General features: G+C 43.4%; 20 protein-coding genes. 12 read left to right on the top strand and 8 right to left on the bottom strand.

The features are described from left to right. Positions 1 to 44: 44 nt before the first annotated feature. On the bottom strand, positions 45 to 929 hold the full coding sequence (gene omp33-36 / locus MKI85_RS04600; RefSeq protein WP_348637230.1) for a porin Omp33-36: 885 nt from the start codon (positions 927 to 929) through the stop codon (positions 45 to 47). A gap of 1,056 nt (positions 930 to 1,985) precedes the next feature. Here omp33-36 and blaOXA point away from each other — a divergent pair. Beyond that, entirely contained in the window at positions 1,986 to 2,807 is an 822-nt protein-coding gene (blaOXA, locus tag MKI85_RS04595; protein WP_241625657.1) for a class D beta-lactamase, read from the top strand. 225 nt (positions 2,808 to 3,032) lie between these two features. Next, positions 3,033 to 4,733: a GGDEF domain-containing protein gene (locus MKI85_RS04590; RefSeq protein ID WP_241625428.1), complete on the top strand. Its 1,701-nt coding sequence runs from the start codon at positions 3,033 to 3,035 to the stop codon at positions 4,731 to 4,733. Positions 4,734 to 4,767: 34 nt separating this feature from the next. On the opposite strand, the gene MKI85_RS04585 is transcribed toward MKI85_RS04590, so the two are convergent. The 3 genes from MKI85_RS04585 to uvrA all read right to left on the bottom strand — a co-directional run bounded on the left by MKI85_RS04585 (position 4,768) and on the right by uvrA (position 9,666). Then, entirely contained in the window at positions 4,768 to 5,583 is an 816-nt protein-coding gene (locus tag MKI85_RS04585; protein ID WP_241625427.1) for a toxin-antitoxin system YwqK family antitoxin, read from the bottom strand. 311 nt (positions 5,584 to 5,894) lie between these two features. After that, entirely contained in the window at positions 5,895 to 6,749 is an 855-nt protein-coding gene (locus MKI85_RS04580) for an AbiJ-NTD4 domain-containing protein (RefSeq protein WP_241625425.1), read from the bottom strand. An 85-nt stretch (positions 6,750 to 6,834) separates the two neighbouring features. Beyond that, positions 6,835 to 9,666, bottom strand: a complete 2,832-nt coding sequence (gene uvrA / locus MKI85_RS04575) for an excinuclease ABC subunit UvrA (RefSeq protein WP_241625424.1) — start codon at positions 9,664 to 9,666, stop codon at positions 6,835 to 6,837. 243 nt (positions 9,667 to 9,909) lie between these two features. On the opposite strand from uvrA, the gene MKI85_RS04570 reads away from it, so the two are divergent. The 3 genes from MKI85_RS04570 to MKI85_RS04560 all read left to right on the top strand — a co-directional run bounded on the left by MKI85_RS04570 (position 9,910) and on the right by MKI85_RS04560 (position 11,924). Beyond that, complete coding sequence (locus MKI85_RS04570; RefSeq protein WP_241625423.1) at positions 9,910 to 10,512, top strand: TetR/AcrR family transcriptional regulator; 603 nt, start codon at positions 9,910 to 9,912, stop codon at positions 10,510 to 10,512. A gap of 3 nt (positions 10,513 to 10,515) precedes the next feature. Further along, positions 10,516 to 11,493 (top strand): zinc-binding dehydrogenase, encoded by a 978-nt coding sequence (locus tag MKI85_RS04565; protein WP_241625422.1) that lies wholly within the window; start codon positions 10,516 to 10,518, stop codon positions 11,491 to 11,493. 77 nt (positions 11,494 to 11,570) lie between these two features. Then, positions 11,571 to 11,924, top strand: a complete 354-nt coding sequence (locus MKI85_RS04560) for a DUF1304 domain-containing protein (RefSeq protein ID WP_241625421.1) — start codon at positions 11,571 to 11,573, stop codon at positions 11,922 to 11,924. A gap of 390 nt (positions 11,925 to 12,314) precedes the next feature. On the opposite strand, the gene MKI85_RS04555 is transcribed toward MKI85_RS04560, so the two are convergent. From MKI85_RS04555 to tenA, 3 genes are all read right to left on the bottom strand, one after another. Continuing rightward, entirely contained in the window at positions 12,315 to 13,121 is an 807-nt protein-coding gene (locus tag MKI85_RS04555; protein WP_241625419.1) for an SDR family NAD(P)-dependent oxidoreductase, read from the bottom strand. A 93-nt stretch (positions 13,122 to 13,214) separates the two neighbouring features. After that, on the bottom strand, positions 13,215 to 13,586 hold the full coding sequence (locus MKI85_RS04550) for a MerR family transcriptional regulator (protein WP_241625416.1): 372 nt from the start codon (positions 13,584 to 13,586) through the stop codon (positions 13,215 to 13,217). A 70-nt stretch (positions 13,587 to 13,656) separates the two neighbouring features. After that, positions 13,657 to 14,331 carry a thiaminase II gene (gene tenA, locus MKI85_RS04545; protein WP_241625414.1) on the bottom strand — a complete coding sequence of 225 codons (675 nt, stop codon included), beginning with the start codon at positions 14,329 to 14,331 and terminating at the stop codon, positions 13,657 to 13,659. 214 nt (positions 14,332 to 14,545) lie between these two features. On the opposite strand from tenA, the gene MKI85_RS04540 reads away from it, so the two are divergent. From MKI85_RS04540 to MKI85_RS04525, 4 genes are all read left to right on the top strand, one after another. Next, positions 14,546 to 15,631 (top strand): DUF475 domain-containing protein, encoded by a 1,086-nt coding sequence (locus MKI85_RS04540; RefSeq protein WP_241625412.1) that lies wholly within the window; start codon positions 14,546 to 14,548, stop codon positions 15,629 to 15,631. Positions 15,632 to 15,781: 150 nt separating this feature from the next. Further along, a complete protein-coding gene (locus MKI85_RS04535) occupies positions 15,782 to 17,146 on the top strand; it encodes an MFS transporter (protein ID WP_241625410.1) in 1,365 nt (454 codons plus the stop codon). 51 nt (positions 17,147 to 17,197) lie between these two features. Beyond that, entirely contained in the window at positions 17,198 to 17,773 is a 576-nt protein-coding gene (gene ssb / locus MKI85_RS04530; RefSeq protein WP_241625407.1) for a single-stranded DNA-binding protein, read from the top strand. A 517-nt stretch (positions 17,774 to 18,290) separates the two neighbouring features. Beyond that, on the top strand, positions 18,291 to 19,733 hold the full coding sequence (locus tag MKI85_RS04525; RefSeq protein WP_241625405.1) for an amino acid permease: 1,443 nt from the start codon (positions 18,291 to 18,293) through the stop codon (positions 19,731 to 19,733). A 70-nt stretch (positions 19,734 to 19,803) separates the two neighbouring features. Here the strand turns inward: MKI85_RS04525 and pdxR are convergent, their stop codons facing one another. Further along, positions 19,804 to 21,303, bottom strand: coding sequence for a MocR-like pyridoxine biosynthesis transcription factor PdxR (gene pdxR, locus MKI85_RS04520; RefSeq protein WP_241625656.1), 1,500 nt, complete (start codon positions 21,301 to 21,303; stop codon positions 19,804 to 19,806). A gap of 155 nt (positions 21,304 to 21,458) precedes the next feature. Between pdxR and gabT the strand changes: the two genes are divergently transcribed. The 3 genes from gabT to ahpC all read left to right on the top strand — a co-directional run bounded on the left by gabT (position 21,459) and on the right by ahpC (position 24,993). Then, a complete protein-coding gene (gene gabT / locus MKI85_RS04515; RefSeq protein WP_241625404.1) occupies positions 21,459 to 22,757 on the top strand; it encodes a 4-aminobutyrate--2-oxoglutarate transaminase in 1,299 nt (432 codons plus the stop codon). Beyond that, entirely contained in the window at positions 22,754 to 24,211 is a 1,458-nt protein-coding gene (locus MKI85_RS04510) for an NAD-dependent succinate-semialdehyde dehydrogenase (protein ID WP_241625402.1), read from the top strand. Before gabT ends, MKI85_RS04510 begins: the two co-directional genes overlap by 4 nt. A gap of 218 nt (positions 24,212 to 24,429) precedes the next feature. Next, positions 24,430 to 24,993 (top strand): alkyl hydroperoxide reductase subunit C, encoded by a 564-nt coding sequence (gene ahpC, locus MKI85_RS04505; RefSeq protein WP_241625400.1) that lies wholly within the window; start codon positions 24,430 to 24,432, stop codon positions 24,991 to 24,993. The last annotated feature ends 44 nt before the right edge of the window (positions 24,994 to 25,037 follow it).

Genomic DNA, 25,037 nt, shown 5'->3' with positions numbered 1-25,037 from the left:
AAGGACGCCAACAGCGTCCTTTTTTGAATTCAGATTCTAATTAATTAGAAACGGAATTTAGCATTTAAGCCAACAGTTTGCGTATCAAGTGCAACTTCTTCAGCATTCGCATTGACATAGCTCGCGCCTACAGCAACGGCAGGAGTGATGAAGTAGTTTACGTTCGCGCCCCAAGCTGAGTCAGGAGTTCCTGCGAAGCTTGATTTTGCAAAAGAAGCACCAACGCTTAGTTTTGGTGTTACATATAAGTCAGTTTTCAATTGGTAAGCGGTGTCGTCACCATAAACAAGACCAGACTCAAAGCCTACAGCCATGTTGGTACCGTCAATGTTACCTACATATTTAGTACGTGCAGTGATTGCATCTTGGTCGTCACCAATTGTTGCAGTTTCACCAACTGCTTTCACTACGCCATTGTTCATGACATTGAATGCATCTAAAGCAAATTGGTCAGCAACGCTGGTATAACCTAGCGCAACCAAGAAGTTCGGCGCAGCTAAAGCACCAAGTTCAAGTGCATAACGGTCGCCTTGGTCATCATTTGCAGCATTGTTTTTGCTATCTAAAATGGTGTGGCTGTAAGAAGCGCTTGCGTATACAGGTACATATTTAGTTGGTACGTAAGCTTCAGCTTTTGCACCATAGTTATGTGCTGTGAAATCAACGCCATTAGAACCTAGTTCAGCATAGTTATATGCCAAAGATACGTTTGAAGCTTGGTTTAAGAAAGCTGCTTCAGCTAAAGGACCTTTAGAAGTATCTACATCTTTTAAGTAGTAAGTACCTTGCACACCGCCAGTAAAATCTTTGTCGTTTGCTGCAGATGCATCGATGTATTCAGATTGACCTTGTACTTCGAATTGGTATGCTTGAGCACCGGTCATGGCTAATAATAAAGCAGTGGCTAAACCGAGTTTTTTCATAAGTATTACCAGTTTGTTAAAATGGATTAAGCAAGTGGCATTGTATTGTAACAATTTATTTAGTCAATCGAGGTCATGTTACAGTTCGTAGTGAGCATTTGCTCCAATAAAAAATTGGTTGTAAATTAAACAAATAGAAAAATCTGTGTCAACCCATGAAAAAGGCAGGGATTACAATTGAATAAGTCGGATATAACAGAAAAAAAGCACAATTTTGGTGCGTGATATTAAGCTTTTATTATTGTAAAAAAAGATTAATTTTATTTTTATTATTGTCATAAACAATGGTAAATTTCATCTAATTGTTATAATTTCTTGTGTCATAACGCAAAGATTTGCTCAAAATTTAATTAAAACTTGCAAAAAATGTAACAATTGTATTTTAAATAAACTATTTTTAAGCGAGAGTGAGAACTAGTTGGCTTAAACAGGGTTTTGTGTGTTTTTCTATAAAACAAAGTGATTCAATCGACTTTACTTCTGATAAAAAGCGGAACATAATAAAGCTGTAATCAGATCATGTTTCATTCAAATAGTGTGATAGCTGACTGATTCTCCACAAAAGGTTTTTAGTTTATCGCCCAGCTTTCCCCAAGGTTGGGCTTTTTTTTGTCTGTTCTCGCTAAGATTAAAATTTCAATCACAGAACGTCTAAATTGGTGCAACTTTTTGATATTACCCGCTTCAGTCCAAGCTGTTTTAAAGAAAAATGGCGTATGTGATTTGCTTGAGAGGGGCGAGGCATAGTCATTTTTGTTGAATTTAATGCACCAATATGGTGCTTTTTATCTTGATTATAATGAAGTAATATATTGAGATTGATTCGTATAAGCGAAAAAAATCCCAATTTAAATAAATAAACTGGGATCTTTTCGCCAAAAAACAGGGAAATTTAAAAATATCTGCTGAGGATGAAATTAAAAACGCCCTAATTACGTGCATTATGCACCATAATAGAACATAAGTAAACTCATTCGATAATAATTATTCCATCTGGTCAAAATCTGGCTATTATGAACCTTAAAATTTGGGAGTAAAAAGATGATGTTGCACCTTCGAGCGATGAGTTGTGCTGTTCTTGGTTGGGTCGTACTGAGTGGGTGTAGTCCGCAGCCCGTAGCCCATTCCACGACACAGTCATCGATGATGCAACATACGCGCCAAGATGAATTAAATCGACTGTTTCAGGCTGTAGATACAGCAACGGTATTGGTGACTTTTGATGGTCAACGGCTACAACGCTTTGGTAATGATTTGACTCGTGCCGAGACCGCTTATATTCCTGCATCAACCTTTAAAATGCTGAATGCCCTGATAGGTCTGCAGCATCATAAAGCGACCGCTACAGAAGTTTTTACTTGGGATGGGCAGCCGCGTGCGTTTAAAAGCTGGGAAAAAGACATGACCTTGGGTGATGCCATGCAGGCTTCTGCGGTACCTGTCTACCAAACGTTGGCACGCAGTATAGGGTTGGGCTTAATGCAACAAGAGCTGATGCGTGTGGGATATGGCAACGCGCAGGTCGGCACACAAGTAGATCGCTTTTGGTTGGATGGTCCGTTAAAAATAACGCCACAACAAGAGGTTGAATTCGCCTATAAATTGGCGACCCAAACTTTACCTTTTGATCTCAAGGTGCAGCAGCAAGTCAAAGACATGCTCTATATAGAACGCCGTGGCGATGCCAAACTCTATGCCAAATCGGGCTGGGGAGCGGATGTTAACCCACAAGTCGGCTGGTATGTCGGTTGGATAGAGCAGCCCAATGGTCAGATTTTGGCTTTCGCTCTAAATATGCAGATGCAGGGGGAACATCAGTTGTCTTTACGTAAACAATTGACCTTAGATGCATTAGATAAACTTGGGGTTTTTCCTTATTTATAAAGCGGAAGTTTGAATTTAAAAGGCAGATGGATTTTATTTGGTGTGAAGATTTGCCTTTTAATGCTGCTGAATATGCGCTTCATTTTATCTGTGGATTTAAATTTAAAGCGCTTGCTAGCATAAAAACTCAAGAACAGATCAATATTTCATTTTCCCCGTTGCATGTTGAACCCATGATATGGTTTAACTGTGCAGAAGCAGCGTAGATAAAATTTAAAACGATTCATGGCAAAATTACGTGCAGAAAATATAAGTAAGCGATTATTCGGGGCAATGTTGGTCATTGTGCTGTCATTACTGTTTATTTCTGTTCCGCTCATCTTCAAAAGTTATCAGCATTATCAACAAGCCCAGCTGGCACTGACAGAAATTAAAAGTTTGCGCACGGTTGCGGAATTATCCAATAAAATTTCGCGGGAACGTGCTCCAAGTAATAAAGTTATGTCCAGTACGTCCGAAGAGTATGCCCAGAACCGAGAAGAGTTAGCAGAATATCGACGTGGGGTAGATCAGCATATTCAAAGTACGATTGTGCAGCTCAATGCGACAGGTTTTTACACCGAAGCCTCCGAAATTGCTACGCAATTGCAACCGCAACTCCAGCAAGGACGTGCAGCCGTAGATGCCTATGCTGCACTGCCACGCACAGCGCGCAGTATGCAACAACCGGATGGGGCAATTTTAAAGATGTTTTCTGCTTGGGATGAAAGCCATAATATATTGAAAAATATGGTTATTCATTCACAAAGCCAAGATGAATACACCTCGAATTACTATACCTTAATTCTGATTTTGGCAGATTTGCGCGATCAGGCTGGGCGTGTAGCTTCCAATATTATTGCGCCTGTGACCTTTGAAGAAAAAATGCCCGATACCAATTTGGCGCGTTCCTTACAGACTCAACATCAAGCACGATATTTGTGGGATTTGGTCTACACCATTTTGCCAGAACAAGACAAAACCCCTGAATTTATTCAACTACATCAGAAAGTCAAAACGGACTTTCTCGATCAAGGGATTGGAACCGTACAAACGCTGATTCAAAACAGCCTTGCAGGGCAAGCATATGTGCTGTCTGGTACGGAATTGACCAAGCAAATTGTCGATAAATTTAGTTCTGTGGTGAATTTGCAAAGCTATATGTTGGACTACAGTCTGAAAGTGGCAGAACGTGAGAAATTACAAGCCAAGCGGCAATTTTTTCTGACCCTTTTTATGACTTCGGTGTCCTTAATGGCGGCATTGTTCACCATGATTTATGCGCGTCGCAATGTGTTTGAGCCTTTAATTAAAGCTCGAGAAACCATTTTAAATTTATCGCAGGCGCAACCGCAGCCTTCAGACCGACTGCTGCAAGAACGTGGTGTGGATTCCCTATTTACGGCAATACGCAAGCTAGAAGGCATGTTACAGCAACGTGATGCTTTGGAATTTCAGCTGAAAAATATTGCCAATTCGGATGCCTTAACTGGCGTTGCTAATCGTTTAGCTTTAGAAAGTTATATTCAGCATCTGGAACAGCAGCCGAAAAAACTCGAAAAGCTGGGACTGCTGGTAATTGATATTGATGATTTTAAACAAGTGAATGATCAATATGGGCACATGATTGGCGACAAAGTCATTCAGATGGTCGCCAATATTTTAAAAGCCAATGTGCGTACCACAGATTTAATTGTGCGTTATGGCGGGGACGAATTTTTAGTCTTGCTGGAGCAAATCACAGATATTGACGCACTGAATATTGCTGATCAAATACGACGCGATGTTGACAGCACCAGTATGCAAGTCGGGCTGGCACAGGAATTACATGTTTCCATCAGCGCAGGTTATGCAGTGGGTGCTGCCAGTTGGTTAGAACTGTTTCATAAAGCTGATCAGTCTTTGTTTAAAGCCAAAGCAAAGGGGAAAAATGCGGTACAAGGTTAGGCTTGTGACCGCATCAATGCACTGTTATTCAGAATTATTCTTCATTTCGATAGCTGTTCATACAACTTTTGCTCGCGAGTGCTTTACCTCCTTCATTCCAGCACTGGGCTTGAATAATACTGCCTGCATCATAGGTTAATACGGCTTCTGGTGTGCCATCTTCGTGCCAGATTTCATAGCGGTTTTGTCTTAGCCCGTTACGGTATTCTCCGCGGCGTTCCAGTTTTCCATTCTGAAACCACTGTTTCAGTTCACCACGCATTACACCATGTTCGAAACGCACATAGGTCCACGGTTTACCATCGGCATACCAGCGTTGTTTCATGCCATCCTGCATATCATCTTTATATTTCATGGACAGTGCCAATTGTCCGTTCGGGTGCCAAATGCGGTAGTCACCATCCGTGACACCGTGAATCGCATTCGATTCTTGTTCTTTTAAGCCGTTGGCATGCCAAAAAATGAGCTTGCCGTGGTAAACACCATCTTCATATTCGATCTGGCTACGCATTTTTCCATTCGGATAAAAACTTTCAAAAGTCCCTGAGCCTTGTATTTGATCTGGAAAATGTACCAGATGTTCGCATTCGCTGGCTTTGCTTGAAGGCTTTTGCGTGGTGATAAATCCAGAAGTTAAGGGGCTTTGGTCAGCATAGAAATACTGAACTAGCCATGTTTTTGCAGTACTAACAGGTTGAATGTTGGGTGTACATTTTGGGTGGTCTTGCCATGGGTCATCACTGCCATCGGATTCTGAGCTGAAAACAATCATATTTTCATTCATATAGCCATCGGCAAGGGTATGCAGGGAAACAAGTCCCAAAGACATGCTGAGAAGGAGTGCTTTCATGATTTTGATTATGTAATTGAGTTATTGAAAAGTCATAGGGCTTCTGTTTTGATAAAAGCCGAGTCGGATTTTACGTGATTTGAATTTAAATTGAGAAATAGAATTTAGTTTTTGGTGTTAAGTGATTTGAATATCAGTTTGATTCTTTATCTCGTCCTCATATTGAGTCAGTGATTTAACGCTCGTTGCATAGGAGTTGCCTCACTTTTGACTGGGAAAAAGTGATAAAACCTTCTGTTTTGACTGACGTTCAGTCCCTTGGAGCACAGTCAAACGGGCGACCTCCATGTCGCCTGTCATGTGATTGAGTTTCAGTTTTGTCCTTTGGTTTTTTCAATCAAATAATTAATAAAGTTGGTGCAGGCAACCAGCATAAATTTTGCATCGATATAGGTTACAGTGGATGAGTTAGGAGACCCATGACGTACCCCATCTTCATCTGACGAATATCCGTATAATTTATTTAAACTTTCCATAAGAGTTGGATGTAAATTGTATTTAGATCTTAATTTAGGAATCGCTTTTCCTAAAGTAATGGAATTATCTTCGAGAAGTTGCATTGCCAAAGCTTCTACACCGCTAATCGATTCTTTAATTGAGTTTCGATAATCGGGGTTTTGACGATCTGACATCAGTTTTAAAGCTTGATTAAGATGTTGTTGAACACCTGAATATTGATCTGTATTTTCTAAAGCATCTTCGATAGATTGAATTTCTTGTTCAGATGTTATTTCTGTAATTTGCTGGTTAATAACTCTATAGGCTGAGTTTTCAGATTGTAAACAATCATTTAAAAGTAGAATGAAGCTATCTTTTTCGTTTTGAAAGGGGAAATATTCAATACAGGTTTCAATCAAATCGTATATTTCAAACCATTTATATTTACCAAAAAATAATTTATCAATATGCTCAATAGTTGATTGAATGGACAAGGGGATTTGATCAACTCTTTTCTTAAAAAATGAATGAAAAAGTGCTGAAAAGAAAAAGTCTAGATTACTCCCTTTAATTACTTGTACCCGCAAAGCGCGAGAGGGAGGTTGGTATTTTTCAAATATAGAGATGCTAATGATATTCCAAAGTCTATTTTTCAATTCATTATTTATACTTTCTTTTTGAATAATTTCACGCACAGGCTTATAACCATATCTTTCTGAAAACCGCATTATTCACCCCCAAAAATTATTTATTTCTTATGTTTATTTAAATTCCCCCTAACCCCTCTTTAAAAAGAGGGGTTAGGGGAGATTCTTATTTCAACAACGGTTTTAAGAACTTAGCTGTATGTGAAATTTTACTTTTCACCACTTCTTCAGGCGTACCTTCGGCAATAATCTGCCCACCACCTGCACCACCTTCAGGACCTAAGTCAATTACCCAGTCTGCGGTTTTAACCACATCCAAATTATGCTCAATCACCACAATGGTATTGCCCTTATTGCGTAGCTCATGCAGGATGTCGAGCAGCTTGGCAATGTCATGGAAATGCAGACCCGTGGTCGGTTCATCCAACACATACAAGGTTTTGCCTGTATCGCGTTTTGCCAACTCACGTGCCAGTTTCACACGCTGTGCTTCACCACCTGAAAGCGTCGTTGCCGATTGACCCAAACGGATATAACCCAAACCGACTTGGTGCAAGGTTTCTAAACGACGGTGAATCACAGGAATCGCTTCGAAGAAATGCATCGCATCTTCAACGGTCATGTCCAATACATCGGAAATGTTTTTACCTTTATAACCGACTTCTAAAGTTTCACGGTTATAGCGTTTGCCATGGCAGGCATCACACGGCACGTACATATCAGGCAAGAAGTGCATTGCTACTTTAATCATGCCATCGCCTTCACACGCTTCGCAGCGTCCGCCTTTGACGTTAAAGGAGAAACGACCTGCCGCATAACCTCGGGCTTTGGCTTCAGGGGTTTGTGCAAACAACTCACGAATTGGGGTAAATAAACCCGTATAGGTGGCAGGGTTAGAGCGTGGCGTACGTCCAATCGGGCTTTGGTCAATATCCACGACTTTATCGAGGAATTGTAAGCCATCGATCGAATCAAACTTTTCGGCAGTCAGTGTGGTTGCACCATTCAATTGCGTTGCAGCCAATGGCAACAAGGTACGGTTAATTAAGGTAGATTTACCTGAACCCGATACACCTGTGACGCAGGTCATTACACCCAAAGGAATCGTTAGATCGACATTTTTCAGGTTATGTCCCGCAGCACCCATCAGTTTAATCTGTTCATCTGGACGCGGCGGTTGCGTACGCTGTGCAGGCACGGCAATTTTTAATTTACCTGACAGATATTGTCCTGTTAAAGAATCCTCATGGCGTGCCAGTTCATCGGCTGTACCTTCGGCAATAATTTGACCACCATGCACGCCTGCCCCTGGACCAATATCAATAATATGATCGGCTGCGCGAATCGCATCTTCATCATGCTCAACGACTAATACAGTATTGCCCAGATCACGCAAGCGCACCAAAGTTTCCAGTAGACGGTCGTTGTCACGCTGATGTAGACCAATTGAAGGTTCATCCAACACGTACATCACGCCCATTAAACCTGCCCCAATTTGCGATGCCAGACGAATACGCTGCGCTTCGCCGCCTGAGAGGGTTTCGGCGGAACGAGATAGGCTGAGATAGTTCAAACCCACCGACACGAGGAAGTGCAGACGTTCGCGGATTTCTTTAAAAATCTTGTCGGCAATTTCCCCCTTGGCACCGGTTAAGTTCAGGGTTTGGTAATAGGTTTCGGCATCACCAATCGACATTTTGGTGATTTCGGCAATGGTTTTGTCTTTGACGCGTACATTACGCGAGATTTCATTTAAACGTGAACCGCCACAGGCATCACAGGCGGCATTGGATAAATACTGCGCCAAATCATCTCGTACATAATTGCTTTCAGTTTCGCGATAACGACGCTCAAGGTGCGGCAAAATCCCTTCAAACGGCTGTACCCGATTGTGTTTACGACCGCGTTCATCGATATAACTTAAATCGACTTTTTCTTTGCCAGTACCGTATAAAAACTTTTTCTGGGTGTCTTTATTCAGTTCATGCCACGGGGTATCTAAAGAAAATTCAAAGTGATCCGCGACTTTTTGAATCATGCTGTAGTAATACGGACGTTGTCTATCCCAACCGCGGATAGCCCCCTGACTGATCGACAGTTCATGGTTGGGAATCAGTTTGTCTGCACTGAAATGGCTACGGGTACCTAAACCATCACAGACGGGGCAGGCACCAAAGGGATTGTTAAATGAAAACAGACGCGGTTCCAGTTCTGCTACGGCACGGTCACATTCAGGGCAAGAGTGTTTGGCTGAAAAGACGCGGTCAGGATGTTCATCTTTCATCCATGACAGTACTGCAATATCGCCACCTAAACGCAATGCAGTTTCAAAGCTTTCCGCAATACGGTTACCCAAGTCATCACGGACTTTAAAACGATCCACCACCACTTCAATGGTGTGTTTTTTCTTTTTATCCAGTTCAGGCGGTGAATCAATATCAATGATTTCACCATCCACTCGGGCGCGCACAAAACCTTGGCTTTGCAGTTGCTCGAACAGGTGGGTGTATTCACCTTTACGATCGCGCACCACCGGTGCCAATAACATTAGTGCAGTGCCTTCTTCGAGGGCTTTGACTGCATCGACCATTTCCGAAATGGTTTGCGCCACCATCGGTAGGTCGTGTTCAGGGCAAAACGGGGTGCCGACACGTGCATAGAGCAGACGTAAATAGTCGTAAATTTCGGTAATAGTGCCCACGGTAGAACGCGGGTTATGGCTGGTGGATTTTTGTTCAATGGCAATGGCAGGGCTTAAGCCTTCAATCGAGTCGACTTCAGGTTTTTCCATTTGCGATAAAAACTGGCGCGCATAGGCAGACAGTGATTCCACATAGCGGCGCTGACCTTCGGCATATAACGTGTCAAACGCGAGGGAAGATTTACCTGAACCCGAAAGTCCCGTAATCACCACAAACTTGTCGCGGGGAATATCGAGGCTCACATTTTTTAAATTATGGGTACGTGCACCTCGAATACGGATATGACTTTGGCTCATGAAAACATCTCAGTTATGTGCAAATAGAAACTTATATGATAGCGCTTTAAAATTGTTCAAGGCAGCCGAATTGATTTTTAAACGACAAATAATGACGGTTTAGCATGCCGTGACGGATGCGGTATCCGTTCAGCAGCTAGTTTTAACATTCAATTGACGCAGTGACTAGCCGAAAAGCGTGAACAATTCAAAATTACATAATTTTACTAGACGACTGGTCTAATACTAAATTAAAGTGTGTGCATGAAACGATCAAACAAAAGTGAAGCCACTCGTCAGCATATTTTGGAGACCAGTTTTCCACTGGTGTTACAGAAAGGCTTTGTTGGCGTGGGGCTGCAAGAAATTTTAAAAGCATGCGACGTGCCGAAAGGTTCGTTCTACCATTATTTTGCCTCGAAAGAAGCCTTTGGCTGCGCGCTGTTAGAGCAGTACATCACGGATTATAAAAATCAGGTGGAGCAGCTGTGGCAACTGACGGATGGCAGTGCCTATGCGCGCTTAATGGCGTTATGGCAGGCATGGATTGAAGACCCGATTCATGGCGGTTGGGCAGAAAACTGCCTGATTGTGAAGCTGGCTGCCGAAGTGTCTGATCTGTCGGAAGATATGCGTCAGATTCTGAATTTCGGGGTCAGTAAATTAACCGAGCGGGTTGCTGCTTTACTTGAAGAAGGACAGCAGGAAGGTTCGATCCCCGCACATATTCAGCCCGTGAAAATGGCGCAAGTGATGTATCAACTGTGGTTAGGCGCAGCCTTGCTGGCCAAATTGGCACAAGACAAAGCTCCTTTGCATTTGGCACTCGAAACCACACACAACCTATTACAACCAATGAAGGATTAACCCATGCGAAGTATTATCCACCGTAGTTTTGGTGAACCTGTTGATGTTTTAGAACAAGCGGACATGCCACAACCTGAGCCGGAAGCAGGTCAAGTGCGTCTCAAAGTCATTTTATCGCCAATTCATAACCATGATGTCTGGACGGTACGCGGTAGCTATGGTTATAAGCCTGAATTGCCTGCCATTGGTGGCAGCGAAGCAGTAGGTATTATCGATGCGTTGGGTGAAGGTGTCGCAGGTTTTGAACTGGGACAACGTGTTTCTGCTGCAGGTATTCATGGTAGTTGGGCAGAATATTGTCTGGCACCAGCAGGCGCATTGATTCCTTTACCTGATGCCATTCCAGATGAACTGGCAGCGCAGTTGATTGCCATGCCACTGAGTTCTTTAATGTTGTTGGATTTTGCCAATTTACAGCCAGACCAGTGGATGATTCAAAACACTGCCAATGGTGCTGTGGGTAAAACTGTGGCGATGATTGCACAAGCGCGTGGGATTCATGTGATTAACTTGGTGCGTCGCCAAGAAGCTGTTGCCGAAATGAATGCACTGGGTATTCAAAATGTGGTGGCAACCGATCAGGCGGACTGGAAAGACCAAGTCAAAGCCATTCAGGGTGAGCATCCATTGATGGTGGGTGTAGACTCGATTGGCGGCAAAGCCAGTGGCGAGTTACTCAGCCTGTTGGGTGAAAATTCATTGTTGGTATCCTTTGGCAGCATGACGGGTGAAACCATGCAGATTGAATCGGGCGATTTAATCTTTAAACAAGCTGCTGTGAAAGGTTTCTGGGCAAGTGTGGTGAATCAGCAAATGCCAGCGGAACGTAAAAAAGCCTTGGTGATGGAATTATTAACCCTCGCGGCGCAGCAGAAATTGACCTTACCTGTCGAAGGCGTTTATGCGTTTGATCAAGTGACGCAAGCGGCGCAAAAAGCGACTCAAGACGCACGCCAAGGTAAAGTGTTGTTTAAGCCTTAATATCAAATCTACTGAAGTGAGCCGCAAGGCTCACTTTTGTTATATCTTAGAAAGCAAAGCAAAAAAGGAAAATAAAAATGCTGGGACAAATTTTAGTGGGACTCATCGCCCTTTTACATGTCTATATTTTAGTGCTGGAAATGTTTTTATGGGATAAACCCAAAGGTTTAAAAGCCTTTGGCAATACGCCTGAAAAAGCCCAATTGACCAAGGTCATGGCACAAAATCAGGGGCTATATAATGGCTTTTTGGCAGCAGGTTTATTCTGGTCATTGTGCGCACCTGAAAGCTATGCTGTGGCTCTGGCAAACTTCTTTTTAGGTTGCGTATTGGTGGCAGGCATTTATGGGGGACTGACCGCCAGTAAAAAGATTATATATATTCAGGCAGTGCCCGCCGTGTTGGCATTATTGGCAGTCAATTTGCTCTAAATATGGCGAGCATTTGAGGTGTTAATAAGTAGTAAAGAACACCTCTGCTGGGGTTGATTTAACAGGCTGCGGCAAATGTGCGCTCAAAAAATGATTCAATCGATTCAAAGGCATGCTGTCGCGGAATAGCATGATGTTGTCGTGCGTCATGATTAATTGCTAGTTCTAAGATTTGTAGAAACTGATTGTAGTGCTGTTCAAAATCATTCACATACAGCGCTGGTTATACATACAACTAAATTGTGCAATAAAGTCCAGCAGGTGTTTTGGAATATGCATATTGGTATGGTAATCAGATAGGTGGCAGCAGCAGATCTGATGTATGCGGGGCAAATCTTTCAGTATGAAAAGATTAAGCGCGACGTCTTAATCTTTTCAATGCGCCTCTATTTAGGATGCTTTCACAATGCGGGTTCTAAGAATACGCTCAACCACATCAATCATTTTTTGTCGAGACAGCACACGGGGCAATTGAGCAGTGAGATAGTTGTTACACCCTACAATGATTGAAGCCTTGTTTTGATCCAATGCCTTTAATGTGGCTGAAACGACTTCATCGACCGAAGAGCTTTTCATACCGCGGGTATCGGCATTTGCCACTTGCGTAAAATTGGTTTCAGTATTGCCAGGACAGACCGCTAAAAATTTAATCCCTGAAGCCGCATATTCTCCTGCAAGCGCTTCAGTCAAATGCAGCACATAAGATTTGCTTGCCCCATACACTGCTATGTAGGGCAACGGCTGGAATGCCGCTGTCGATGCGATATTAATCATGATGCCTTTTTTGCTCGTCAGCATTTGTGGCAAAAATAAATAGCATAAGGACGTTACACTATTGATGTTAAGCATGATCATTTCATTGTAGGTTGCAGCAGATTGATCTAGAAATTGGCTCCATTTTCCAAATCCTGCGTTGTTAATTAAAATCTCCACCGATAATTGTCGGGCTTGCACCTCATCAAACAGCTTTTGCGCGGCATGTTGATGAGCCAAATCTAAACCAATGACCTCAACCCGAATGGGATATTTTTTTTGTAGTTCATGCGCTAACTCCTTCAGTTTTTGCTCAGAGCGTGCGGTCAAAATTAAGTGGATGCCTAAAGAGGCCAGCTTTTGCGCATACGCTTTGCCGATACCTGAAGATGCACCTGTAATGAGTGCGGTTGAACCTTGAAATGCAGAAAGATAAGAACTCATTTTATGGATCCGTAATAAAAGGAGTCATCACCATAAACCTTTCCCCTAAGGGCAGAGTCAAGTGTTCATTTGCAGGTTCGTTGTTTAATAGCGTTATACAGCACTGTTGCTGGTCATATAGGTTTGGGTAATTTCATCTTCCAGTTGTTTTAAGTTTTCTTGTAAACGGTTTAAGGCTTGTTGGTGTTTTAAAATTTGCTGATGTTTGTTGGCTATTAATACTTTTGCTACTTCCACTGGAAACTGGTTCTGTTGATATTTTAAAACAGAAAGCTCCAAAAGCTCGGAAAGACTAAAGCCAACCGCTTGTGCAAGACGAATCATTTTGACCGATTGCACATCGATGGCTTCATAAATCCGATAATTTCCTTTTCTTTTTGCGATGGGCAATAAACCGAGTTTTTCATAATGCCGAATGGCTTTTGGGGAAGCACCTGTTAATGCCGCCAGTTCTCCAATATACATATTTTTCTCATTCGTTTTAAAGATGATCATGAGCCAAATGGCTCAATGATCAGTCCTGTAGATGGTCACATTATAAGTTGTCTAAACCCAACCATTGTCGTTGCTGGTAAGCACTGTCCCAGAACAACCATTCCAGTTTGGCACCCATGCGATAGGCTGCATGCATTTTTTCTAAAGTGTCGGCATCACAACGAGCAGCAACTTTATTTACGGTCGCAATCACATTGCGAACTGCGGTATGGAATTCTTCCCCTGAATAGGTATCAATCCACGCTTGATATGGATTATTTGGCACTGAATGTTCAACAATGTCATTGCCTACTTCGGCATAAATCCAGAAACATGGCAATAAAGCCGCAAGTACCACAGGATAGCTTTCCGACCATGCCGTTGCAGTTAAAAATGAGGTGTAATGGTGACAGGCCAAGGTCAGCGGGGTGGTTTCAAATTGCTGTTTAGTGACATCGAATTCTTGCATAAAGCTGTCATGTAGGCTGCGCTCCACCACAATCGCAATTTTGGCGGCTTCTGAAAATTGCATCACATCATCGGCTTCATAAGCTTTTGCTGCACATACCGCTAAGGCACGACCATAAGCCAATAAATAGTGCGCATCCTGAATCACATAATGACAAAAAGCTTCACGGCTGAGCGTGCCTCGCGCCAGCTCTTGATTAAAAGGCAGGGATAAGGTTTTTTGATATAAGTCGAGATTACGCTGCCACAATTGCTCAGAAAAAAGCATCACGGATTCCTTTTTTTATCTTGCCAAATGATGCTGCCTAGACTAACCGAAGCCTCGTGAATACACGACCCTGATTTTGTTTTTGCTGCGTATGCTGAACAAAAAATAGCAGAACAATTTTGGTTTGGCACTCAAACACGGCATAATAACGCGCATGAATTTTTAAGCTGTAGCCAACTCTATAGCGCTCTTATTATCCATAGGTCACTTCGTTATGATGAAACATTTTGGTTTCTCTATCTTTTTTACGATTGTGTGTCTTGCAATTTCTGCATATTGGGGCTTTACGCATGGTCCAGAAGCAGGCTTGAAGACCATGTTTACTGCTTTGACCATTACGGCCATTTTGGCAGTCATGGAAGTGTCATTGTCATTTGACAATGCGGTTGTGAATGCCTCTGTACTTCGCGGCTGGGATCATTTCTGGAAAATGATCTTCTTAACCATCGGGATTGTGATTGCGGTCTTTGGTATGCGTCTGGTGTTCCCAATTGTGATTGTTGCGGTAACGGCAGACATGGGCATGCTGGAAGTGGTGAAAATGGCATTGAATGAACCACAGCAATATTCAGAAAAATTGATGGCGCATCATGCTGAAATTGCCGCTTTTGGTGGCGCGTTCTTGTTACTGGTGTTCCTCAACTTCTTCTTGGATGAAGGCAAAGATACGCATTGGTTTAAATGGTTGGAACATCGTTTAAGTAACTTGGCCAATGTCCCTGCAATGTCAGTCTTCCTTGCCCTGATCGCTTTATTGGTGATGGCTGCGAATGTAGAAGAAGCGAAACGCTTGGTGGTGACCATGGCGGGTATCTGGGGGATCGTGATCTATATCGGGGTACAGGTGATTAGCCATTTACTGGGCGGTGAACCTGAAATTGATGAAGAGGGTAATGCCGTGGCACATGATGCCAGTGGTGCTTCTACAGGTGTGATTAAAGCGGGCTTAGGCGGCTTTATCTATCTTGAAGTGCTGGATGCCTCTTTCAGTTTCGATGGCGTGATTGGTGCATTTGCGATTACTTCGGATGTAGTCATCATTATGCTGGGTCTTGCGATTGGTGCGATGTTCGTGCGTTCCATGACCATTTACTTGGTGGAGAAAGGCACTTTAGATGCTTATATTTACCTTGAACATGGTGCGCATTATGCAATTGGTGCTTTAGCCTTCATTATGTTGGCGAGTGGTACAGGCTTACACATTCCAGAAGTGGTGACCGGTCTGATTGGTGTGGCATTTATTGTGTGGGCAATCATGGCCTCGATTCAATACCGCAAACGCCAAGGACAACATGGTTAAGCCTTGGATGTGAACGAAATGTCCGCAGAGTAGAAGCAAGGGTGCATTGTATTGCGCCCTTTTTTCTTGAGATAATTCCAGAATCACCACGCATTCGGGTCTGAATGTTGTAGCATAGCTTCCAAATTCAACGCATTTAAGTCTATTGATATGATGAATTCCTTAGAACGCCGTTCAACCTTTGCTTTAAGTAGTATTTTTGCATTGCGCATGTTGGGCCTGTTCATGATTATTCCGGTCTTTTCCGTGGCTGGACAGTCGTATCAATACGCTACACCTGCGCTGATTGGTTTGGCGGTCGGCGTGTATGGGCTGACCCAAGCCATTTTACAAATTCCGTTTAGCCTGATTGCAGACCGTTTTAGCCGCAAACCTTTGGTGGTGCTTGGGTTGTTATTGTTCGCTATAGGTGGAGCCGTGGCGGCAATGTCAGACACCATTTACGGGGTAATTATTGGTCGTGCCATTGCTGGAGCAGGGGCTGTCTCTGCGGTCGTCATGGCGTTACTGGCTGATGTCACCCGTGAAGAACAACGCACCAAAGCTATGGCGGCCATGGGTATGAGTATTGGCTTGTCCTTCGTGGTGGCATTTAGCTTGGGACCGTGGTTAACCAGTCTGGTTGGGATCTCTGGCTTATTTTGGGTCACCACCATTATGGGGCTAGGGGCAATCGCGATGTTGCTTTTGGTTCCGAAAGTGACTCGCCATCATCGAAATTACCAGCAAGGCTATATGTCGCAGTTAAAGCAAGTGCTGAAAATGCCAGACCTCAATCGTCTGCATGTTTCGGTGTTTACCTTACATCTGTTGCTGACCGCGATGTTTATTTATGTGCCTTCACAGCTGATTGAATTTGCACAAATTCCGTTGGCTAAGCATGGCCTCATTTATTTACCGCTCCTCGTAATCAGTCTGTTTTTCGCTTTCCCAAGTATTATTGTGGCGGAAAAATATCGCAAAATGCGCAGTATTTTCCTGACTGCGATTGCAGGGATTATTCTTGGTCTAATTACCCTGATTTTTGGCTATGAATCAAAATATATCCTGTTGACTGGACTGGGCTTATTTTTCATTGCCTTTAATGTGATGGAAGCTTTATTGCCGTCTTGGTTGTCAAAGGCTGCGCCAATTCAGTCCAAAGCCACAGCCATGGGCGTGAATGCCAGTAGCCAGTTTTTAGGGGCGTTTTTTGGTGGTACGCTAGGCGGTCAGTTATTGATGCTGAATAACACGGCAATGGGTTGGAGTATCCTGACGGCTATTGCTATAATTTGGTTGCTCATTAGTTTTGGGCTGGCTCAGCCGCGTTATCTTTCTTCCATTGTGTTGCGTTTACCTGAAAGCAAACAAACGGATGAATGGACTTCTCAGCTTTTAGCGATTCGTGGTATTGAAGAAGTCGTGGTGATGTCGGACCAGCATGTGGCGTATATAAAAGTAGATAAGCAGCGGATTGATGAAGCTGCGCGACAACATTTAACGCACTTGTTGGGGAAAGAGGTAGCCATTTAAGCATAACTCTTATAAAGTAAAATATAGAAACAAATAGGATGAAGTCAGCAAATGCGTGGTGTAAATAAGGTTATTTTAGTTGGAACTTTAGGTCGTGATCCTGAAACGAAAACTTTTCCAAATGGGGGCTCGCTTACTCAGTTTTCAATCGCAACCAGCGATTCTTGGACTGACAAAAGCACAGGTGAACGTAAAGAACAAACGGAATGGCACCGCATTGTCTTGCACAATCGTTTAGGTGAAATTGCACAGCAATATTTACGTAAAGGTTCTAAAGTTTATATTGAAGGTTCATTGCGTACTCGCCAATGGACAGACCAGAATGGACAAGAGCGTTACACCACTGAAATCCGTGGTGAGCAAATGCAAATGCTCGATTCTAACCGCCAACAAGGCGAAGGTGTTCCAGCAGGCGATAATGCTGGTTTTAACCAACCGCGTTTTAACAATAACCAGAACAGTGGTTATGGCAATAACACTGGTTATAACAACGCAGGCGGTTTTAACAATAATCAAGGCGGTGGCAACCAAGCGGGTTATGGCAACAATAATCCAAGTGGCTTTGCACCAAAAGCAGCGCCAGCAGCACCTGCACCCGCTGATTTAGATGATGACTTACCGTTTTAATCGGACTCAAGTACTTTCATCCCATTGATGTAAACAAGCAAAACCTTCTTAGCCTAGCTAGGAAGGTTTTTTTATTTAGCTCAGCTAAATAATTTGCGCGCTATACTAAAGTTCTAGAGGATAATCAAATCGCAAGGCACATGAATTGGCTCCTGTAAAAGTGGATCAATTTATCTGGGAATTTTATGCTTAAGTTATTATTTTTCATGACGTTGATCTCTAAAATTTAGTCTAAATAAGATGGAACACACGGAAGTAAATCATAAAAAACGCACAAAAATAGTGCATTGGAAATACAATTGGCTCTTTCTTTCTATAGAAAAATGGCTCTCGTTTCTTGAGTGCCAAAACGACAAATTAAGCCTATTAGAAGTATGCATACGGAAACGTCGGATTTGCCCGCACAATCCTCTCCCTCAGGCGGTTGGGCAAATTCACCAAGTATTTAGGAATAGTGATGACTTAGGGTGTAATCACTCTGTGACACCGATATTCCTATAATGTTAAGGAAAATTGTATGGCTGGACATCAAAATACGTCTGAGTCCAAAGGCTCCCAAGGCTTAAATAATGGGCTTAAGTCGCGCCACTTGACCATGATCTCGATTGCAGGGGTCATTGGTGGTTCTCTCTTTGTCGGTTCAGGAAGCATTATTTACAACACTGGACCTGTTGTTTTTCTCACTTATGCACTCGGCGGTTTATTGGTTTGGTTCATCATGCGTATGCTTGGTGAAATGGCTGTTCTAAACCCTGATAGTGGTTCTTTTTCAACTTATGCCGATCGTGCCATTGGTCGTTGGGCAGGTTTTTCAATTGGCTGGTTATACTGGTGTACTTTGGCGATGCTCATGGGATGGGAAGCCTATGTCGCAGGTAAAATTTTAAATAATTGGTTCCCGTTTATCCCGATTTGGGCTTATATGGTGGTGGTGATTGTGGCCTTGGTCGCCGTCAATTTACAGAACGTGAAAAATTACGGTGAGTTTGAGTTCTGGTTTGCACTGGTCAAAGTCATTGCGATTGTGATCTTCCTTGTAATTGGTAGCTTAGCCATCATGCATTTGTGGCCTTGGGGTGATCCTACTGCATCAGGTATCAGCAATTTGACTGCTGAAGGCTTTATGCCCAATGGTGCATCCTCGGTCATTACTGCCTTGCTGGGCGTGATGTTTGCCTATATTGGCGCTGAAATTGTCACGGTTGCAGCGGCAGAATCTGAAAACCCATCTAAAGAAATTCGTAAGGCTTCAAACTCGGTGGTTTGGCGAATTGTGTTGTTCTATGTCGGTTCAATGTTTGTTGCGGTATGTTTGATTCCACATAACAATGAACTTTTGAAAGATTCAACTTGGGGTACCTATAGCGTAACCTTAAGCGCCCTTGGCATTCCAGGAGCGCGTCATATTGTGAACTTTGTGGTGCTCACATCGGTATGTAGCTGCTTTAACTCAGCATTGTATACTTGCTCACGTATGATCTTTTCGTTGTCTAAACGTGGTGATGCGCCAAAGAGTTTTGGTAAAATCAACCGTCATGGAAGTCCATCTTTGGGTGTGATTGTGTCATGTATCTTCTCTGTAATTGCAGTGGTATTGACTGCCACCGAGAGTATGAATGTGTATGACTTCTTCATGTTGACTACGGGTGCAGCGACCTTATATGTGTACTTGACCATTGCCTATTCGCAATTGCGTATGCGTCAAAAGCTGGAAGCTGAAGGGGTGCAAATCGACTTTAAAATGTGGTTGTTCCCTTATGTGACTTATGCAGTCATCATTGCGATTATTGCTGCAATCCTCACCATGTTGATTGAAGGGACCTATTTCAAAGAAGTGATTTATACCACTGCATTGTTTGGCACTATCGTATTCTTTGGCTTGTTGTCGGAAAAGTTCGGTTGGGGGAAGGAGCGTAGAGCTTCGCATTTAGCTCATACGCATAAAGAAGAGCTGGTTTAATCTTTCGCTAACGCAAGTTAAAAAGAGAGCCTCCAATTGGAGGCTCTCTTATTTTTGGATAGAGATTAAATCAATGGATGGTGGGTACACTGGCTTCACGTAAGCACTGGAGTAATACGCCAAATGACATCACCATATCGCGTTCATTCACGCAGGCAAAGCCCATCAATAGTCCACGCTGCGCGCGTGCATGTGAATGCATATAGTATTGCGACAGCGGGCGAACTTTAATGCCACGTTCCAAGGCAGAGGATGCAATGCCGACATCATCGCAGTGTTCAGGCAGTTTCAACACCAAATGCAGTCCCGAAGCATCATTGTATTCATGTACAAATTCGGGTCCCAAATAGCGATTGATTAAATCGACCAAGTAGGCACGACGTTTACCATACAGCAAGCGCATACGTCGAATGTGCGCCTCATAATGTCCTTCACGAATAAACTCCGCCAAAGCGCGTTGCTCCAGCAAATGTCCGCCACGGTACAGCTCCGCAGCCAAGACTCGTAATGGCGAAAACAGCGAGCGTGGTACTACCAAATAACCAATGCGTAACGCAGGGTAAATGGTTTTACTGAAGGTCCCCATATAAATTACGGGAGAGTCAGACTCCAAACCTTGCAGCGACGGATAAGGTTGACCTGAAAAACGGAATTCACTGTCATAGTCATCTTCCACAATCCAGCTGTTATTTTGTTTAGCAATGCTTAACAGTTGTTTTCGGCGTTCTAAACTAAGGTGCGAGCCTAAAGGATATTGATGTGAAGGGGTGACAAAAATCAGTTTAGGCGGCTTTTCAGGATGTTGTTCTGGAATAATGCCATCGGCATCTACAGGCATAGGCTGAATATCCAGTCCGTTGATACGTAGGGTGTTACGCATGCCCCAGTAGGCAGGGTCTTCAATCCAGACTTGATCGCCAATATCACACAGGGCACGAGAGACCAGATCAATCGCTTGATGAATACCTTCGGTAATAATAATTTGGTCAGTATCGCACTGCACCGAACGGGCAACCCGCAGGTAATCGGCTAAGGCACTACGCAGTTCTATGCAGCCACCGGCATTGCTGTAAATCAATTGATCAATATCAGGTTCCCGATTCAGACGGGCTTGGATTCGGCTAAAGATCTGATGCGGAAACTCAGTGACATCAGGTGCTCCAGGCACAAATGCCCCCCATTGATGGGGGGATGCTGCCGCATGACCAAATACCAGTGCCCCACGTTGTGATAAAGAGGCATTTTTCTTGGCTTTGGCAATCCCTTCGGTTTTTTTGCCGTGAGTGGTATTTAAAAAGACTTCGGGTAAGTGTTCTGCCACCCAAGTGCCATGACCTGTGCGTGCTTCTAAATAGCCTTCTGCTTGCAGTTGTTCATAGGCGGAAAGCACGGTGTTACGTGAGACTTTAATTTCACTGGCCAAATCACGAGAAGCAGGTAGGCGAGTTTTGGGTTGAAGCACGCCTTCGGTGATCGCGCCTCTTAAGCAGCGGAATAAACGTTGATGCAGTTTACCCTCAGTATCCTGTTGGAGACGGTGTAACAAATGATCGCCTAACAAACTACGCAATTGGCTCTCTCCTACAGTTAAAAAGTGGCTCTCGTCAGTTGACCCAAGACGCGCGAAATTACAGTCATAGGCAGTCATTGTAAAGCATCCTGAAATAAGGCGAAGGGATGCATAGACCAAAGCTGTAATTGATGATGAAAAAATGAGGAAAAATAATGGATACTCAACATTCTGCACTCAACGCACGTAAACAGCAAGCAACTCCACGCGGTGTAGGCGTGATGTGTCAGTGGTATGCAGAAAAAGCTGAAAATGCCACGATTTGGGACAAGGAAGGTAACCAATACATCGATTTCGCGGGTGGTATTGCAGTTTTAAACACAGGTCACCGCCATCCAAAAGTGATCGCAGCAGTAACTGAACAATTAACTAAGTTCACGCATACGGCTTACCAAGTGACGCCATACGAAAGCTATGTATCTTTGGCTGAACGTATTAATGAGCGCGCTCCAATTGCGGGTCAAGCAAAAACTGCATTCTTCACCACGGGTGCTGAAGCAGTTGAAAATGCGGTAAAAATCGCACGTTCTTATACAGGTCGTCACGGCATTATTACTTTTGGTAATGGTTTCCATGGTCGTTCATTCATGACCATGGCAATGACAGGTAAAACTGCACCGTACAAGCGTGATTTTGGTGTCATGCCTGGTGGCGTATTCCATGCACGTTACCCAGTGGCGTCTAAAGGCATTTCTGTTGATGCGGCCATTGAAAGCGTTGAAAACATTTTCAGTGAAGATGTATCTGCACATGATGTAGCAGCGATTGTACTTGAGCCAGTACAAGGTGAAGGCGGTTTTAACGTTGTTCCTGCTGAATTCTTAAAGCGTTTACGTGCAATTTGCGACCAACACGGTATTTTATTGATTGCAGACGAAGTTCAAACAGGTTTTGCGCGTACAGGTAAATTGTTCGCAATGGATCATTACGAAACTAAAGCGGATTTGATCACGATGGCGAAAAGCCTTGGCGGTGGTTTCCCTATTTCAGGTGTAGTTGGTCGTGTAGATGTCATGGATGCACCAAACCCAGGTGGTTTAGGTGGTACTTACGCAGGTAACCCAATTGCTGTTGCAGCTGCACACGCAGTGATTGATGCGATTGAAGAAGAAAAGCTGTGTGAACGTGCCAATGTATTGGGTGAAGAATTAGTGACTGTGTTGAAGCAAATTCAAGCAGGAACAACTATCGTGAACGATATTCGTGCATTAGGTTCAATGGTGGCTGTTGAAGTTGAAAATGCAGACATCGCAAAAGCTGTACAAACTTTTGCAATGCAGAAAGGTTTGTTGTTGTTGACTTGTGGTAAAAATGGAAACGTCCTTCGTTTCTTATATCCATTAACGATTCCAACAGAACAATTCCGCCAAGCATTAGACATCTTAAAACAAGGTTTTGATTCACTGGCACTTCCAGAGACTGTTGGGGCGCAAACTGCGGAGCAATCAGCATGATTCAACAAGGATTGCAATATTTATTAGCACATCCTGATATTGCACTTGAAGCACCTGCTTCAAGTGACTATATCGAAGTTCAAGATGCAGCGACGGGTGAAAGCCTGGCATGGGTGAAAACCTATGACCGTGCTGGTGTCGAAGCTGCCATTACCCGTTCTGAACACGCACAAGCACAATGGAAAAAGCAAACTGCTTTACAACGTGCCGATGTGTTGTGGGCATGGTACGAGTTGATGCTTGAACACAAGGAAAACTTGGCACAGTTACTCACGGCTGAACAAGGCAAGCCATTGCTTGAAGCACGTGGTGAAATTGCTTATGCCGCATCATTTATCCGTTGGTTTGCAGAGCAAGCACGTCGTATTGATGGTGCCGTGCTTTCTCCAACGCAAGCGCATCAGCGTTTGGTGGTGATCAAGCAAGCGATTGGTGTGACCGCAGCAATTACGCCGTGGAACTTCCCCGCTGCGATGATTACCCGTAAAGCAGCACCAGCTATTGCAGCGGGTTGTTCAATGTTGGTGAAACCAGCGGAACAAACGCCGTTAACGGCTTATGCTTTAGAAGTGTTGGCATTGCAAGCAGGTTTACCGCAAGATGTGTTGTTGAACATTAGTGGCGATTCTGCTGAAGTCGGTCAGACATTGTGTAATAGCGATGTGGTGCGTAAGCTTAGCTTCACAGGTTCGACACCAGTGGGTCGTATCTTGATGCAGCAATGTGCACCGACCATTAAAAAGCTTTCTTTAGAGCTTGGTGGTAATGCACCAGTGATCGTATTTGATGATGCAAATCTTGAGCAAGCCGTACAAGGCATCATGATGAGCAAATTCCGTAACAGCGGTCAAACGTGTGTCTGTGCCAACCGGATCTATGTGCAAGCAGGCATTTATGATGCATTGTGCGAACGCTTGGTGGCTGAAGTAGCAAAATTAAAAGTGGGTGATGGCCGTACCGAAGGTTCGACGCAAGGTCCACTGATTGATGCGAAAGCTGTAGCGAAAGTGCAATCACATATTGATGATGCGAAAGCGAACGGTGCGACAGTGCTGATTGGTGGTCAATTGCATGCTTTAGGCAAGACCTTCTTTGAACCAACAGTTTTGCGTGATGTAACGCAAGACATGCGTGTGGCGAAGGAAGAAACCTTTGGTCCATTGGCACCATTGTTCCGCTTTGAAACGGAAGCAGAAGCAATTGCGATGGCAAATGATACCGAGTTTGGTTTGGCTAGCTATATCTTTACCCAAAACGCAGCACGTCAATGGCGTGTAGGCGAAGCTTTAGAATATGGCATGGTCGGTGTGAACACTGGGGCTATTTCCAATGAAGTTGCGCCGTTTGGTGGTGTGAAGCAGTCTGGCTTAGGTCGTGAAGGTTCAGAGTGGGGCATCGATGAGTACTTAGAAATGAAGTACATGTGTATCGATGTAACCGACACTACAGCGTAATTTTTGCTGCAGTTTCAAAATGCTGGTGATGGCTTTGGCTGTCACCAGCATTTTTATTTGTATCGAATAAAAGAATAAAAAAGGAAAAATTCATCTAAATTTTAAATCTATAAAACCGATTAAAATTATGAAAAACTACGGTTTTACCTATTTTGTTAAATTCCTTATGCTTGGTTTCAAGTTAAACAAACACAGTCACTGAACCTAAGGAACTACACATGAGTTTAATCAATACTGAAGTCAAACCATTCAATGCAACGGCTTATAAAAATGATGAATTTATTCAAGTGTCTGAACAGAATTTTTATGGCAAATGGTCGGTGGTGTTTTTCTATCCTGCCGATTTCACTTTTGTATGTCCAACTGAGTTAGGCGATTTAGCTGATCACTATGCTGAATTCCAAAACATGGGTGTAGAAATTTACTCAGTGTCGACCGATACCCATTTCACGCATAAGGCTTGGCATGACAGTTCTGAAGAAATTAAGAAAATTCAGTACAGCATGATTGGCGATCCGACTTGGGTGTTGGCGAAAAACTTTGAAGTGCTGATTGAAGCCGACGGTCTGGCAGATCGTGGTACTTTCGTGATTGATCCTGAAGGGAAAATCCAGATTATTGAAATCAATGCAGGTGGTGTCGGTCGTGATGCGCAAGAATTATTGCGTAAAGTTAAAGCGGCACAGTATGTCCATGCACACCCAGGCGAAGTTTGTCCTGCAAAATGGAAAGAAGGTGATGCGACTTTGGCGCCTTCGATTGATTTGATTGGTAAAATCTAAGTCGAAAACACTTTGAATTTAAAAAATCCAGAACTGAGGTTCTG

Source organism: Acinetobacter zhairuonensis, assembly GCF_022601715.1.
In the GTDB taxonomy this organism is placed as follows: Bacteria; Pseudomonadota; Gammaproteobacteria; order Pseudomonadales; family Moraxellaceae; genus Acinetobacter.
This window is presented reverse-complemented; position numbering and strand designations above follow the sequence as displayed.